At 44.8% G+C, this 15,986-nt stretch carries 9 protein-coding genes; 4 read left to right on the top strand and 5 right to left on the bottom strand.

Going from position 1 to position 15,986, the window contains the following annotated elements; genetic code table 11:
- Nucleotides 1-142: 142 nt before the first annotated feature.
- The 4 genes from DTQ70_RS17795 to DTQ70_RS17780 all read left to right on the top strand — a co-directional run bounded on the left by DTQ70_RS17795 (nt 143) and on the right by DTQ70_RS17780 (nt 11,266).
- On the top strand, nt 143-1,939 hold the full coding sequence (locus DTQ70_RS17795; RefSeq protein WP_164490093.1) for a DUF11 domain-containing protein: 1,797 nt from the start codon (nt 143-145) through the stop codon (nt 1,937-1,939).
- A 61-nt stretch (nt 1,940-2,000) separates the two neighbouring features.
- The gene (locus DTQ70_RS17790; RefSeq protein WP_122932054.1) at nt 2,001-8,000 is read left to right on the top strand and encodes a hypothetical protein; all 6,000 of its coding nucleotides are present in this window, start codon (nt 2,001-2,003) and stop codon (nt 7,998-8,000) included.
- A gap of 32 nt (nt 8,001-8,032) precedes the next feature.
- Nucleotides 8,033-10,207 carry an Ig-like domain-containing protein gene (locus DTQ70_RS17785; protein ID WP_122932053.1) on the top strand — a complete coding sequence of 725 codons (2,175 nt, stop codon included), beginning with the start codon at nt 8,033-8,035 and terminating at the stop codon, nt 10,205-10,207.
- Between the two features lie 69 nt (nt 10,208-10,276).
- Nucleotides 10,277-11,266 carry a gliding motility-associated C-terminal domain-containing protein gene (locus DTQ70_RS17780; protein WP_164490092.1) on the top strand — a complete coding sequence of 330 codons (990 nt, stop codon included), beginning with the start codon at nt 10,277-10,279 and terminating at the stop codon, nt 11,264-11,266.
- 186 nt (nt 11,267-11,452) lie between these two features.
- Here DTQ70_RS17780 and DTQ70_RS17775 read toward each other — a convergent pair whose 3' ends face one another.
- The 5 genes from DTQ70_RS17775 to DTQ70_RS17755 form a co-directional block, all read right to left on the bottom strand.
- Entirely contained in the window at nt 11,453-12,175 is a 723-nt protein-coding gene (locus tag DTQ70_RS17775; protein WP_122932051.1) for a DUF3667 domain-containing protein, read from the bottom strand.
- 313 nt (nt 12,176-12,488) lie between these two features.
- On the bottom strand, nt 12,489-12,923 hold the full coding sequence (locus tag DTQ70_RS17770) for an SRPBCC family protein (protein WP_122932050.1): 435 nt from the start codon (nt 12,921-12,923) through the stop codon (nt 12,489-12,491).
- Between the two features lie 86 nt (nt 12,924-13,009).
- Nucleotides 13,010-13,588 carry a Crp/Fnr family transcriptional regulator gene (locus DTQ70_RS17765; RefSeq protein ID WP_122932049.1) on the bottom strand — a complete coding sequence of 193 codons (579 nt, stop codon included), beginning with the start codon at nt 13,586-13,588 and terminating at the stop codon, nt 13,010-13,012.
- Between the two features lie 219 nt (nt 13,589-13,807).
- Complete coding sequence (locus DTQ70_RS17760; protein WP_122932048.1) at nt 13,808-14,677, bottom strand: DMT family transporter; 870 nt, start codon at nt 14,675-14,677, stop codon at nt 13,808-13,810.
- A 553-nt stretch (nt 14,678-15,230) separates the two neighbouring features.
- The gene (locus DTQ70_RS17755) at nt 15,231-15,947 is read right to left on the bottom strand and encodes a phytanoyl-CoA dioxygenase family protein (protein WP_122932047.1); all 717 of its coding nucleotides are present in this window, start codon (nt 15,945-15,947) and stop codon (nt 15,231-15,233) included.
- Nucleotides 15,948-15,986 lie beyond the last annotated feature (39 nt).

Genomic DNA, 15,986 nt, shown 5'->3' with positions numbered 1-15,986 from the left:
CGATTATTCGTCATTTTCAAGGCTCCGAGAAGCTGCGAAACAAGGTGTTTTATTTTCTAGACTCTTCCTCAGAACGGTTGCTCGTGGTGTGAGCACTACCTGCTTATCGTTTACATCTTCCATTACAAATACCCCTTTTCCGATGAAACAATTTGTACGACTGTTGGCAGCCGTTGGCTTGCTATTGGTGTCGATTGCGACCCATGCCCAAAAAGGCTCTTTTGCAGTGCGATTGAGTCTCAAATCATTTGATTGCGTTACCAAAAAAATGGTAGTGCAAGTCCAAGTTAAGGCCAATAACGCCGATAGTACATTCCTAATGGGAGATGCGAATTATCGTTTTCGGTATAGTACCCAACAATTGGCCAACCCCACGATTGTAAGCGAAGAAAATTTCTCAGGAAATGCACCCGCTAGCCAAATTGCCTACCAATCTCAGAACCTAGAAGGAAGTACGGCGGGGGCTACAAATGGTATAGTTTCTCTAAATACCATTTTTGCAGGCAGGGCAGGAGCAAGGCAAGTAACAACTGACTGGACAACGGTGAGCTGTTTGTCGTTTGATGTCCTTGCCATAACAGGTTGCTACACACTTGCGTGGCAAAAAGATACAGATTTTCCAAGAACGGGTATGAACGAGGTAATCGTAACAACTGCTACCCCTTTTGCCTACACAACTAAAAATGTGGCCTCAGCCAAGGTTTTTGAAAACCTAACCGTGTGTGCTGATCAGTTTTGTCAGGCAAGTAAGGCCAAATTCGGCGTACGGTTATCGGTAAAAAGCTTTGATTGTGAAACCAAAAAATTAGTATTGAGGGTGGAAGTACGCGCTGCGGATGCCGAAAGTGCTTTCTTGATGGGAGATGCCAATTACCGCTTCAATTACAACGCAACCCTTTTGACAAACCCACAAATTGTTTCGCAAGAAGCTTTTTCATCTGTTGCTCCCGCATCTGACAACCGCTACACGGCCCAGAATTTGACAGGAAGTACCGAAAATGCGACCAGTGGTGTGGTGTCACTCAATGTAAAATACATCCCCACAGGAACGCCAACGGCGCGCCAAGTGACCCAAGCATGGACGACCGTCTCGTGTATTTCGATGGATTATAAAGGGGCGTTGACAAACCCTTGTTTTGATTTAAACTGGCAAACCAGTACTGATTTCCCTAAAACAGGGATGAACGAGGTAAACATTAGCGGCAATCAATACACACTTACGGATGTGGCCACAGGAGTGGAATATACGAAAGCAACGCTGTGTCCTGCGCAGCGTTGTGCAGGAAAAGTTGCGGATTTGTCATTGAGCAAAAAACGTATCTCGGCTGCCCAAGCAACTGTAGGTAGTACGGCCATATTTAAACTAACTGTCAAAAACGATGGGCCAGACTCAGCGACAAACGTTGTGGTAACAGACTCGCTTCCAGTGGCTTTGAAGTGGCTTAGTTCTTCGCCAGCACTCACGCCAGCAGGTCAAGTGGTGACGTGGAGCATTGCAAGCATCGCACCAGGTGACAGCGTAGAGCTAACAATCAATACGCAAGTTTTGGCAGAAGGCGTACATTTCAACCGGGCGGAAGTGACGGCCTCAGACCAAGACGATCCCGATTCGACGCCAAACAATAACTCACTACTCGAAGACGATATAGCCCATGCTTGTGTGAGTGTCCCAATCAAACTTTGCTCAAATCAAGAAATTACGGTGACCGTGCCAAGTTTCTTCACCAACGTTCGATGGTTTAAGGGAACGACGCAAGTGGGTACAGGAAATTCCATCAATTTATCGGAGGCAGGAGCATACAGCATCAGTGCCGATGCGGGAAGCTGCCCTGCGGAAGGGTGCTGTCCTATCATCATCGAAGCAATTGATTGTTGTCCACCGAATTTGTGCATACCGCTGGTGGTCAAGAAAACCAAGAGTGCAGGCAAGCCTATTTAAGGCTTGCTTTTTCCCGTTTTGAAATCTCTATTATATCCCCTTATCAAATCTCTTATCAATTATGAAAACGTTTATGCTAGGAACAACTAGCCGAAGCCATTTTTATTGGCTTTGGGTAAAGCTCGCCGTCGCACTGGTATTTCTCTACCAAGAGACCCGAGCGCAAATCGCAAGCGCACCTTGTAATGACCAAACAGAGCTGGTCAACGGTACATTTACAAACATCGCGGCAACGGGAACTACCTTCGGGGGTTGCGTGCCGATTGTTTCGTTTGTAAGCAATGAGGATAGAGTGGTGAACAGTACCTTGACCGACAATGCGTCTATTGCATTGTCGGGTATTGGTTGTGGTGGTAGGATTATTGTTAAAGATAACGATGCTGCCGACGAATACCCTGCGGGGACATTTGCAGGGTTTGAAGTGGGGACGGCAGGGCTTATCGGAGCGTCAATCGCTTCTACAGTAACGATTTATACCTATAACAATGGGTCACTTCGTGAGACATTTAATGCGGTTACCGATGTGGTAGGTATCAACTCTAGTCTATTAACGGGTAATGGTCATGCTATTTTAGGTTTTGTCACTACTCAACCGTTTGATGAAGTACGAATTGAGTACGAATCGCTTTTGGGGGTTTTGTTTACTGCAAGTGTTTATAACGTTATTATTCAAAAGTTTTGTGCTGGTCCAACATTGGATTGTAATACCCAAACTTCGATGAATAACCCGACGCATCCAACTTCAATAAGTGGTGCCAATACGGGTATCTCAGGTCTCGCATGTGTTGGTTGTTCGGTAACGGATGCTTCGAATGCGATAAGTGCAAGCACGACGGATTATGCGACCATTACGATGGCGGTGTCGGCGGGGAGTGTGGGGTCATTGGCAGTCAAAGATCAATTGACAGATTACCCAGCGGGAACATTTGCTGGGTTTAACATTTCAAACCCAGCTTTGATTGGGGTGGATTTATTGTCAGGGATTACGATAAAGACATATTTGAACGGGACGTTGCAACAGACGTCTAGTTCAGGAACGTTGTTGTCCTTGAACTCAATCTTATTAACAGGTGCAGGGCAGCAACTGGTAGGTATGGTGACGACGGCCCCTTTTGATGAGGTGAAGATTGAAATCAGTAACTTATTGGGTGTTTTAAGTGTAACAAGGGTGTATGATGCTGTTTTTCAGAACTTTTGTGCAGGTGCAGCGTTGGATTGTAACACCCAAACATCGATGAATACACCTGCCTTTCCGACGGCTATAAGTGGTGTCAATACAGGTATTTCAGGTGTGGCGTGTCTAGGTTGTTCAGTGACTGATGCGGCCAATGCAGTGAGCTCAAGCACGACGGATTATGCGACCATTACGATGGCGGTGTCGGCGGGAAGTGTAGGTTCATTGGCAGTTAAAGACCAATTGACAGATTATCCAGCAGGAACATTTGCAGGGTTTAACATTTCCAACCCAGGGTTGGTAGGGGCGAATTTGTTATCAGGCATTACGATAAAGACGTACTTGGGTGGGACATTGCAAGAGACGTCGAGCGCGGGGACGTTGTTGTCTTTAAATTCGGCGTTGTTGACAGGCACAGGCGAGCAGTTGGTAGGTATGGTTACGACGGCGTCGTTTGATGAAGTGAAAATTGAGATTAGCAATTTATTGGGTGTATTGAGTGAGACAAGGGTCTATGGTGCTGTTTTCCAAAGCTACTGCGCTGGGCCAGCATTGGTTTGTAACACCCAAACACCGATGAATAATCCAGTTTTCCCGACGTCAATAAGCGGTGCTAATACGGGTATTTCTGGCATCGCGTGCTTAGGTTGTTCGGTGACTGACGCCGCCAATGCGGTGAGCTCGAATACCACGGATTATGCAACCATCACGATGGCGGTGTCGGCGGGAAGTGTAGGTTCATTGGCAGTTAAAGACCAATTGACAGATTATCCAGCAGGAACATTTGCAGGATTTAATATCTCAAACCCAGGTTTGATTGGGGCGAATTTGTTGTCAGGCATTACGATAAAGACGTACTTGAATGGGACGTTGCAAGAGACGTCGAGCGCGGGGACGTTGTTGTCGTTAAATTCGGCGTTGTTGACAGGCACGGGTGAGCAGTTGGTGGGTATGGTGACGACGGCGTCGTTTGATGAAGTGAAGATTGAGATTAGTAATTTACTAGGTGTTTTGAGCGTAACAAGGGTCTATGGTGCGGTATTCCAAAGCTATTGCGCTGGGCCAGCATTGGTTTGTAACACCCAAACACCGATGAACAATCCAGTTTTCCCAACGTCAATAAGCGGTGCTAATACGGGTATTTCTGGTATCGCGTGCTTAGGTTGTTCGGTGACTGACGCTTCGAATGCGATAAGCGCAAGCACGACGGATTATGCGACCATTACGATGGCGGTGTCGGCGGGAAGTGTAGGTTCATTGGCAGTTAAAGACCAATTGACAGATTATCCAGCGGGAACATTTGCAGGGTTTAACATTTCCAACCCAGGATTGATTGGGGCGAATTTACTGTCAGGCATTACGATAAAGACATACTTGAACGGGACGTTGCAAGAGACGTCGAGTGCGGGGACGTTGTTGTCGTTAAATTCGGCGTTGTTGACAGGCACAGGCGAGCAGTTGGTAGGTATGGTGACGACGGCTTCGTTTGATGAAGTGAAAATTGAGATTAGTAATTTACTAGGTGTATTGAGTGAGACAAGGGTCTATGGTGCGGTATTCCAAAGCTACTGCGCTGGGCCAGCATTGGTTTGTAACACCCAAACCCCGATGAACAATCCAGTTTTCCCAACGTCAATAAGCGGTGCGAATACGGGTATCTCAGGTATCGCATGTGTAGGTTGTTCGGTAACTGATGCCGCGAATGCGATAAGCTCAAGCACGACGGATTATGCAACTATCACCATGGCGGTGTCAGCAGGTAGTGTGGGTTCATTGGCAGTTAAAGACCAATTGACAGATTATCCAGCAGGAACATTTGCAGGGTTTAATATCTCCAACCCAGGATTGGTAGGGGCGAATTTATTGTCAGGGATTACGATAAAGACGTACTTGAACGGGACGTTGCAAGAGACGTCGAGCGGGGGGACGTTGTTATCTATAAATTCGGCGTTGTTGACAGGCACAGGTGAGCAGTTGGTAGGTATGGTTACGACGGCGTCGTTTGATGAAGTGAAGATTGAGATTAGTAATTTACTAGGTGTTTTGAGCGTAACAAGGGTCTATGGTGCGGTATTCCAAAGCTATTGCGCTGGGCCAGCATTGGTTTGTAACACCCAAACACCGATGAACAATCCAGTTTTCCCAACGTCAATAAGCGGTGCTAATACGGGTATTTCTGGTATCGCGTGCTTAGGTTGTTCGGTGACTGACGCTTCGAATGCGATAAGCGCAAGCACGACGGATTATGCGACCATTACGATGGCGGTGTCGGCGGGAAGTGTAGGTTCATTGGCAGTTAAAGACCAATTGACAGATTATCCAGCGGGAACATTTGCAGGGTTTAACATTTCCAACCCAGGATTGATTGGGGCGAATTTACTGTCAGGCATTACGATAAAGACATACTTGAACGGGACGTTGCAAGAGACGTCGAGTGCGGGGACGTTGTTATCTATAAATTCGGCGTTGTTGACAGGCACAGGTGAGCAGCTGGTAGGGATGGTGACAACGGCGTCGTTTGATGAAGTGAAGATTGAGATTAGTAATTTATTGGGTGTATTGAGTGAGACAAGGGTCTATGGTGCGGTATTCCAAAGCTATTGCGCTGGGCCAGCATTGGTTTGTAACACCCAAACACCGATGAACAATCCAGTTTTCCCAACGTCAATAAGCGGTGCGAATACGGGTATTTCTGGCATCGCGTGCTTAGGTTGTTCGGTAACTGATGCCGCCAATGCGGTGAGCTCGAATACCACGGATTATGCAACCATCACGATGGCGGTGTCGGCGGGAAGTGTAGGTTCATTGGCAGTTAAAGACCAGTTGACAGATTATCCAGCAGGAACATTTGCAGGGTTTAACATTTCCAACCCAGGATTGATTGGGGCGAATTTACTGTCAGGGATTACGATAAAGACATACTTGAACGGGACGTTGCAAGAGACGTCGAGCGCGGGGACGTTGTTATCGTTAAATTCGGCGTTGTTGACAGGCACAGGCGAGCAGTTGGTGGGTATGGTGACGACGGCGTCGTTTGATGAGGTGAAGATTGAGATTAGTAACTTACTAGGTGTTTTGAGCGTAACAAGGGTCTATGGTGCGGTATTCCAAACGTTTTGCGCTGGACCTGCATTGACCTGTACGACAATAACGGACTTTGTACAACCAACGTATCCTGCGGTGATTAGTGGAAGTCGCACGGGTATTTCAGGAGTGGCCTGTTTGCTTTGTGCCGTAAATGATGCAACGAATGTGGTCGATAATTCGAGTGCAAACTTTGCCGAAATTATTCTGACGGCAGGGGTTTTAGCCAACGGATCGATTTCGATTAAAGATGGTGCTACAGTACATGCCGCAGGTGAATTTGTAGGTTTTGATATTGAAAATGCGTCGTTGATAGGGGTAAACCTCGTAAATGCCGCGACCGTTTCGACTTACTTGAATGGTGTGCTTAGAGAAACGAGCGGAGGAAACTTAATTTCACTTGAACTATTAAGCGCATCACGTCAAATTGTTGGATTTACCACCACACAAACCTTTGACGAAGTGCGAATTACTGTAGGTAACTTGGCTTCGTTAGATATTGGCAATACCAAAGTATTCAAGCTTATCATGAGGGGTGCTACTGCTGCAGGTTCTTTACCTCCTGTAATCACAGCGACGACGGCAGCCAATACCTGTCCTAATGTAACGGTCAATTTGAATGCGTTGACAAATACAGGTACTGTACCAAGTGGTACGCATTTGGTTTGGAGTACTTCAAAAATTCCAGCTTCATCAGGTGATACACTGACAAATGCAACAGCGGTAGCTACTGCAGGTAAATATTACGCTTTGTACTTCGACAAAAATACGGGCTGTTTTAGCTTCTGGTCTGACTCAGTGACAGTGTCAATAAACGCTTGTGTTTGTGCTGCAGGTTCGGTAGCTCCTACGTTATCAGCAACGGCAATTACAAATATATGTCCACTGCCAACCGTAAGTTTGACAGGTTTGGTGACAAGCACGTGTCCAATAGGTTCACTTTTGGAATGGCATACCACAAACACGGGCTTATCGGCCTCCACAAAAGTACTTTTGCCAGGAACGGTGGGTGTAGGTGGCGTTTATTATCCTGTTTGTTACGATGCCATCAACAATTGTTATAGCCCTGCGCCAGCGGTTGGGGTAACGGTAACCCTTTCATTGCCATGTGTGACTCTACCAGCAGTACAAACGGCCGTAACGGGAGAAGCCAAGACTGGAAATGCTGCTACTGAGTTGCAACCACAAGGAGGACTTGGTGCATACACCTATTCTAACGGTGCTTCCGATCCTGGCTGTACTGCGCCAGTTGGTGCAAACCCGCTGCCTCTAACAAGTAATTTGACCATTAATAGCGCGACAGGTGCATACTCATACACCGCCCCAGCTACGCCAGGTACGTACTATTTCTGTATCAAGGTATGCGATAGTACCACCCCAATTGCGTTCTGCACGACTGTAACCTATACAGTAATCGTCACTTCCGCAGGAGCTGCAGGTACCATTGATTGCCCCAAAACCATTATTTATCCAGCCCCAGTTGCAGGTACGCCAAGTCAGCATACGTTGGTGGTGACGGTCAATGTGACCACTGCGGGATGTTTTACGCCATTGACAGTGAGTGGTTCGGGGATTACACTCGCAAACGGGGTTACCCAAGCTTGTGCGACGAATACGGGAGTTCAGACATTGCACATTCCTATTCGCTACGACGGAACAGCGCTTGGTACGTTGAACTTCACTGTTGGCTCTTTGACAACATGTACTGCTGATTTATTGACGATTACTCCTAAAAAAATCATTGCGGATGTCTGGACACTTGACAACTGTTCGGCAGTGCAGGTAGGACCACAATTGAAATAAATCATCATTACTCAACATAACGAACTTTGGATATGAAAACCAAGAGAATCTTTATAGGTTGGGTAATGAGCATTGTTTGGTTTTTGGGTATATCTATAGGATATGCCCAGCTGCCAACGGTGGATCTTACTACCCATCAGCCCACGGCGGCACCGCCAGCAGGGGCTACTTTTGAATGGCACAATGGCTTCCCTGTTTCAGCAGCCAACCTAATGACCAATACCCAGACGGCGGCAGCAGCTCCAGGGGTGTATTATGGCGTCTATAATTTTGGAACGTGTTACAGTCAAGCTTCGCCGATTCGTGTGGCTACAAATTCTTGCCCTACCACAACGGTTGATTTACGGGCATTTGTAGATTCGACGGCCAAGCCGTTTGGAACGATTGTTACCTTCCACAGCGCGCTTCCTGCTAGTAATGTCAATAGGTTGACAGCTAGTGCCGTAACTACTGCGGGGGCAGGTACTTTTTACGTAGCTTTTTATGACCCAGTAGCTTTGTGTTTTAGTAGTGCAAGTGTGATTGTGGTAGCGACTACCAATTGCGTGATAAACTACCCACCTGTTGTCGTCGTGCCACCCATTGTAACGACGCCAGGCGTAGCCAAGACTGTCTGCGGGGAAATCAACGACCCGAACATTGGAGACACACATACCGTAACTGTGTGTGGCGCAGCTAGCAAAGGGACGACGGTTCAGACGGTGAGCAATCAGACGGGAAAAGTCTGTATTACTTACACGCCTAATGTAGGTCAAACGGGAGTGGATAATGTATGTTTGGTTGTGTGTGATCAGGGCGGTTTGTGTGATACCGTCCGAGTTCCCATCACGATTGTGCCCGAGATACCGACTTCACCAACGAACCAGCCTCCTGTGGTGGTAGTGACGCCCATTATCACGGTACAGGACAGTATAACAACGACGTGTATGCCGATATTGGATCCGAATGGATTGGGGACCAATAGCTTCACCGTCTGCGGTGCACCCAAACACGGTACGGCGAATCCAATAACCACCGTCGGTGGACAGTTGTGCATCACTTATACCCCTTCATCGGGTTATTTTGGACGTGATTCTATTTGTGTGATTGTTTGCGACAATGGCAGTCCGTCCTTGTGTGACACGGTAAATATTCCAATTACGGTGTATCCACGGGTTCAGGTGCCTACTATTCCTCAAGCACCGATTGTGTCCTTACCGCCAATCGTGACGAAGGAAGGTGTACCCGTGTCGATATGTGGCCCGATTAGTGACCCCAACGGCGGCGACACCCACACAGTAACGCAATGTAATGTACCTTTGAAAGGCAGCATATCAGGTTTGTCGGTCAACAACAGTAGCCACGAGGTATGTTTGACATACACGCCTCAGGCAGGCCAAACGGGGAATGATAAGGTTTGTTTAACAATCTGCGACCAAGGTAATTTGTGCGTGACCGTAGAAGTTCCCGTGACGATTATTCCGTCAAACTTCCCACCAGCTTGTTTGACAGTGGAGTTGAAGGTGCTTCTTGAAGGCCCTTTTAACCCAAGTACAAGTAAGATGGAAACGACGCTCAACCAACGTGGATTGCTACCTGGCCAAACGCCAATCGGCGATTTTGCGGTGGCAACGCCAAAAGGGCAACCGTATAACGATGTGCCTTGGAACTATACAGGAACCGAAGGACACGCCAGTGGATTTATTTATCCAAATACAGTAGTTGACTGGGTGTTGGTGTCGTTACGGACTGATTCGGTGAGTGTAAGCAATGTTTGGAAAGGAGCGGGGCTGTTGCATGACGACGGTACGATTACCTTTATTCAACCATGTTATACAATAAACACGACAGCGTCGGCCTTGTTTGTGGTGGTCGAACACCGTAATCACCTCGGGGTAATGTCTCCCACAAAAGTGCCTATTGTAGCGGGTAAAATTTCTTTTGATTTTACACAACAAGATAGCTACGTGACAACCGACCCGCCGTCGTTTGGACAAATCAAAGACGCCACCACTAACAAGTGGCTGATGTATGCGGCTGATGGCAACAAAGATGATTTCTTTGAAAACTTTGACATCAACTTCAACGACTCAAACAGGTGGAAACTCGAAAGTGGTATTTTCGACCAGTACAAAAAAGGAGATTACAACATGGATGCCGATGTAAACTTCTCTGACAGTGTACTTTGGAAGAAAAACAACGGACGTTATTCTCGTACTCCTCACTAATTCAGAAAAATGCGTTCGCCCTGCTTTTGTGGGGTGAACGTGTTGTTTCTCCGTAAAACGACTGGAATCATGAAAAAAATAACCTTATTATTCCTTCTCTTCGTCGGGCTGTGGAGCCAAGGAAATGCCCAAACCATGTTCAATGCCCGCCTCAGAGTAAGTAAAATCGACTGTAACGCCAAAATTGCCCAAGTGGATGTTGATGTTCGCGCGGTGTCAATGAACGATAATTTTAACATGGGAGATGCCAACTTTCGTTTTAGCTACGATAACCGTATCCTCAAAAACCCCGTGTTAAAAAAACAATACCGATTTAGTAGCGAAGCGGAAAATGGCCAAGAATACGGCCCCCAAAACCTCAACGGTTCTACTGAAGGTCAAAACAAAGGCTTGGTTTCGTTGAATTTGTTTTACACAGGTACGGGAAAAAGCCCCCAACGCCTAACGACGGACTGGGCCACGATTGCGACGATTCAGTTTGATATTGTCAACACCACCACCGCTTCTACCTCGCAGTTGACGTGGTACACGCCCCAAACCTTTCCCAAATCAGGTTTGTCGCAAGTGTTGACGACAACCAGTGGCTATGACTTGAAGGAAGTAAGCGCAGGGCAGTTCTCCAACGGCTCGTTGGCAGCCCTGTCGGAAGCGTGTCCAAACGTGACAACGACCACGCCGCCAAGCAACAATAACACTGTTGGAGGAGGCACGACAACAACGACGCCTACCAACCCTTCAACAACCGATCCCACGGCCAACGTACCCGACCGTGTCGTGACGCCTACCGACGAGCCTGATTTGGTGATTCCCGAAGGCTTTTCACCCAACTCCGACGGCATCAACGACAAGTTTGTGATTACCAACAAACGTGGGATTAAGCTAAGTTTGGAGGTTTATAATCGTTACGGAGGAGTGGTATATAGCAACGCCGATTACCGCAACGATTGGCAAGGGAAAAGTACTGATACAGGCAAAGAAGTCCCCGATGGTACCTACTTTTACATCATTAAGTTGGCCGACGGGCAGCTGTACCGAAAGGCATTTACGATTGTAAGATAGCTTTTAAATTTTTTTGTAAATAATGCGAATCGGTACTAGAATGCTAGTGCCGATTTTTGTTTTGGTGTCGTAATAAAATAAAAAGGGTTGGAGAGCAGTCACTGCTAGGCTAGCTGCTCGCTTGAGTTTTGTTCTATCCGAATGTATTACCCATACTACGTTAAGCCCAAACTTATCTTTTAAGCTTTACTTTTTTGAGATTATGTCTATTACAATTCCTAATGCGATTGTTAAAAAGAGAAAAGTTATCATTCCCAGCATGTAAGCAAAGAACGCTTTTACGTAATTGCCAATTTGTGTTTTTCCGTAAAAGTTACCTATTGCCCAAGTACAATAACCTACACCAACCATTCCACCAATATTCATTACGTTTAGCTGTGTCAAACCCTGAAAAATGCCAAAAACTGCAAAAATTAACATTCCAATTCCCATCACAAAACACAATAATATCAAGATTTCAAAAAAATTTAATTTATGTTTTCTAAAAAATAATTTTGTCCAAAAAGCAATAAAAACTCCCATAATTAAATTTGCGTATCCATAATGGCTTTGTATCCACTTAGTTATTTTAAAATGTGTAGATAATTCTGCTTTTGCCCCTTCAAACTTTACGTACCCGTCTTCAATATGAAAAATACTAATCGTTAATGAATAGATTAGAGATGTGAGAATTATGAAAATTATTGGTTTTACTAGTCGGCTTCTATTTTCAGATAGGTAATTTCGTATGTTCTGTCCTGGGTTTGTAATCAGCTCTCTTATGGTGTATAGTATTCCACGTTCAAAATGTAGCACGTGTTCAATTTCATGAATAATGTATTTCCCGTCAATTCTTTTAAGGGTAGCTGGTTGCCCACAATCGGGACAAAATTTTGAATTGATTTCGGCGTTACAGTTTTTGCAGTTCATTTAATTACTCAATTGTATTGTTAATTTCTAATTGGTTTGTCAAGATTGACACCAATTCCCAAATATACGAAACTCTAACTGTAAGCAGCTTTGTATATCTATACAAATTTAGGGGGTATTTGCGAAACCGCTGATAGCGCGAGCATCCTATCCTTATCCTACTTGTGCTGGTTATTCCAAAGCTTCAAGCCTATTTGTCAATAGCAAGGCTAGAAGCCTGCAAATAAGAGCTACGAGAGGGGATGCTCGCACTATCAGACTTCACTGGCCCCGACATCCATACCAAATTGATTTTATGTGTCGTTTCTGTTACTTATTTTTCGCATTCTGCCTTCAATAAATTTAGCCAGTTTTGCATACCTTTTTCTAAGTTTTTGTTGAACGACTTCTTCAAAAGCGTAGCAAAGAAACCTTCCATGCTTTCGTTGACCGAAACTTGGGTTTGCCCTTTTGTTTCTGTTAACGTCCAGTTATGTATTGCAAACATACCAAATGTTTTTCCTGTCCAACCGAAGGCTTTAAATGGTACAACGGTATGAAGTGTTGAATGAATTTTTGCCCCACCCGTTTTCCAGTCAAATGTTGTTTCTGGTTTTAACTCTCCATTTAATTTAGGGTTACTTATATCGGTTTGCCAATTTGCCCAATTGTCAATATTGGTCATTACTGCCCATACTTTTTCACTACTTGCATTGATAGCGATTGTCTTACTGCATTTTACTGGCGCGTTGTCGTTGATACTTTTCATTTTTGAATTGTTTTGTGAACACTGTCGTTCGTTTTAATTAACGATACAAAGGTCAGCACAAAATCAAGGCTTGCTCTTGACAAATATCAAGAAGTGTAGCCAGCCGCTTTTTTTCTTAGCCTGCTCAACGTTTCGGGTGTTATACCAAGCATTGATGCCAAGTACTGCAAAGGCACTTGATTAAACAATTCTTTATTGAAATTGAAAAGTTGATGATATCTTTCCTCGGCTGTCATGGAAAGATGTTGCAAAATTCTGCCTTCTAGAACGGTGAAGCATTTGGCGATGAATAGTTTCTCTAATTCTGTCCAGCGAGGAATTACCTGTCCAATTTTTTGATAGTCTTTGCGATCAATAACGTAAAGCTCGCAGTCGGTCAGTGCTTGAATGTTCCAACGAGCTGTTTGCTGAAAGACGAAACTTGATAAGTCCACCACAAAATAGCCCTTGGTTGAAATCCACTTGGTTACTTCCTTGTCGTCCATAAAAACAAATTCTCTAATTATTCCAGCCTGAACAAATCCAAGCCGGTCGGAATATCTGCCCGTTTTAAGAAAGAATTTTCCTTTTTTTAGTGTCATTGGTTTGAAAAACGCACTGATTTTTGTTAAGTCTTCTTTGTTAACACCGAAGTAAGTATGAATATATTTCTCTAATTCAGTCATTGTTTGTTGGTCGTTGTATTGCTGACTCGTCCTACTTTAGGTTTGGTTGTAAGGCCAAATTAAACTTAAAAATGAAGATGACAAAAAAGAATTCAGAGGGGCTAGATGAGAGTAAACTTAGGCCATAACCTAAGCGCTTTCAAAAAGTACTGCCATTCGCCCCGACGACATCCGTCGGGGCGAAAACGGACTAGCGTCTCCGACGTCACGGAAGGGACTTTAATGCTTTTGGCGAGTTACCCGATTCAGGGCAATCAAGGAACCTAACATGAGAGCGATGCCCATTAGTTGCGGGAAACTGATGGGTTCTTTGAGCAAAAAATGCGCCGTCAATACCGCTACGGGTAGCTCGGCGGTAAGTACCAAACCGCTCGTCGAAGCACCAATTTTGGGCATACCAATAGCAAAAAGAATAGGGGGCAATACCGTACCGAAAAACGCTAAAAATACGCCCCATTTGAGCAAACCTAGGCCAAAGTGATTCTCAAATACAAGGCTGTGGAAGTTCATCAAAAATATCGCGACCGCCGAGCCTATCATCATCCAGGCGCTTTTGGCTTGCCACGAAGTTGCTTTGTCGGCTCGACTGTTGATGACAATGTAAAGAGCATACACCACCGAGGCGCAGAGGACAATAAAGACTCCGCGCAACGACAACAAAAACGGCTCTTGGGAGAGTAACCCACTCGCCAATATGCTGCCTGCTAAAATAACAACCGTGATGATGCCTTCGGAAAGCAAAGGTCGTTTGCGGAAGAATAGCCATTCGAGCAATAAACTAAACCATGTAAACTGCATCAACAGGACGATAGCGACAGAGGCGGGAATGTATTTGACTGATAGGTAGTACAAAAAAGTAGCCGCTCCAATAGCCGCCCCCGCCACGAGCAACAACGGAATTTGGGAACGAGAAGCGTTGGGTTTGCCCGATACCCCCCATACGCCTAACAAAAGCAACGCCCCGAGCAAAGCTTGCAAAAACGCGATTTCGGCCGAATGATACCCGTATCCGTAGGCCAATTTAACAAAAGAAGACAGAATGCCGTAACTAACAGCGCCCGTCAGTACCATCAAAATGTATTTAGTCATAAAAAAGATTGTCTAGCGATGAATACAATAAAAACTGCGTGCGTGGGCAGAAACTAAACAACCGAGCGGGCTTGCCAATAGGCAATAAAAGACACTTCTTCCAAGGAAGAGCCATCAAATACCAAAATAGGCTGCTTAGTTTAGCAGGCTACTGGTGGAGGAAGTAAGCTTGAAAATGTAGAAGGATACATAAACAAAAAATTGAATGAGGCGAAGGTAACAATTTTTGAGGAAGTAGTAAAGCTGATAGCGCGAGCGTTTCGTTTGTGCTGACTATTCACCGATAGCGCGAGCATCCTGCTTGTGCTGACTATTCCAAGGCTTCAAGCCTATTTCGGTAACGGCAAGGCTTAGAAGCCTGTAAATAAGGGGTACGAGCGGGGACGCTCGCACCATCGAAGTGCAGCATAACTTTTTCGGGCTTTGTGTTTGGGCGGGTTTCGGAGCACAGAACTGCCAACCAGCACTGAATTTGAATAGAAGCACAAAGCTGCAAGTTTGCACGTCACCCTGCCTAACGTAAAATCCATGTTATGCAGTCAGCTTTCTTTTCTCAGTTCAGTCGTTCTGCCCATTTTAATTCTGTTGGTAATTCTTGATTTGAAAATTCAATATGTATTACTCGTCTTTTTTTATTGTTTGTTGTCCTACTTGAACTGTGCAAAATTAGAGGTTTCATTATCATAATTCCGCCTTTACTCACGTTGCAAGTAGTTTCAGTTTCTGTCGTCCAGTCAATTGTTTCAGGTCTATAAATTTTCTTGGAATGTGATTTTGGAATTACTCTTAATGCACCGTTATTTTCGTCTGTGTCGTCAAGGTGAATTCTGATTGTATAAATATTCTCCAAAATGTCAATTGGTGGTTGAACAGCAAATTGATTTTGCTTTGTTGTCCAAGGACCAAAGTTTGCAAGTTTTATTTTTTTGTCAACTGAAATTGTCAAGTCTTGGTGGTAAGGAACATACCAATTTGAAGTTTCTGGTTTATCAAAATAAATACTCTTAACTACAAAGTAGTTGTCCCCAAAAAGTTGTCTAACTATGCTCTTTAGATTGTCGTTAAACACCAATTTTTGTGTCTCAGGAATTTCTTTTAGAAACTGCCTAATTGCAAAAATGTCAGCTGACTTTTTAAATGTTTCTTTATCATTGTCGGCTTGATCAATAATCAACAAAATTTGTTCTATTTCCTTATCAGAATAGATATTTTCAATAATCGTAAAACCATTTTCTGTAAGGCTAATTTTGTGTCTTTCGTTTACTGTCATTTTTTATCGGTGTCGTCTTTTAGGCTGCCACATAACGGT

The organism is Runella sp. SP2, from assembly GCF_003711225.1.
GTDB lineage: Bacteria > Bacteroidota > Bacteroidia > Cytophagales > Spirosomataceae > Runella.
This window is presented reverse-complemented; position numbering and strand designations above follow the sequence as displayed.

Bases quoted from the DNA above. Each gene is read 5' to 3' on its own strand.
- DTQ70_RS17795 (WP_164490093.1), top strand. From the start codon at position 143: ATGAAACAATTTGTACGACTGTTGGCAGCCGTTGGCTTGCTATTGGTG.
- DTQ70_RS17790 (WP_122932054.1), top strand. From the start codon at position 2,001: ATGAAAACGTTTATGCTAGGAACAACTAGCCGAAGCCATTTTTATTGG.
- DTQ70_RS17785 (WP_122932053.1), top strand. From the start codon at position 8,033: ATGAAAACCAAGAGAATCTTTATAGGTTGGGTAATGAGCATTGTTTGG.
- DTQ70_RS17780 (WP_164490092.1), top strand. From the start codon at position 10,277: ATGAAAAAAATAACCTTATTATTCCTTCTCTTCGTCGGGCTGTGGAGC.
- DTQ70_RS17775 (WP_122932051.1), bottom strand. From the start codon at position 12,175: ATGAACTGCAAAAACTGTAACGCCGAAATCAATTCAAAATTTTGTCCC.
- DTQ70_RS17770 (WP_122932050.1), bottom strand. From the start codon at position 12,923: ATGAAAAGTATCAACGACAACGCGCCAGTAAAATGCAGTAAGACAATC.
- DTQ70_RS17765 (WP_122932049.1), bottom strand. From the start codon at position 13,588: ATGACTGAATTAGAGAAATATATTCATACTTACTTCGGTGTTAACAAA.
- DTQ70_RS17760 (WP_122932048.1), bottom strand. From the start codon at position 14,677: ATGACTAAATACATTTTGATGGTACTGACGGGCGCTGTTAGTTACGGC.
- DTQ70_RS17755 (WP_122932047.1), bottom strand. From the start codon at position 15,947: ATGACAGTAAACGAAAGACACAAAATTAGCCTTACAGAAAATGGTTTT.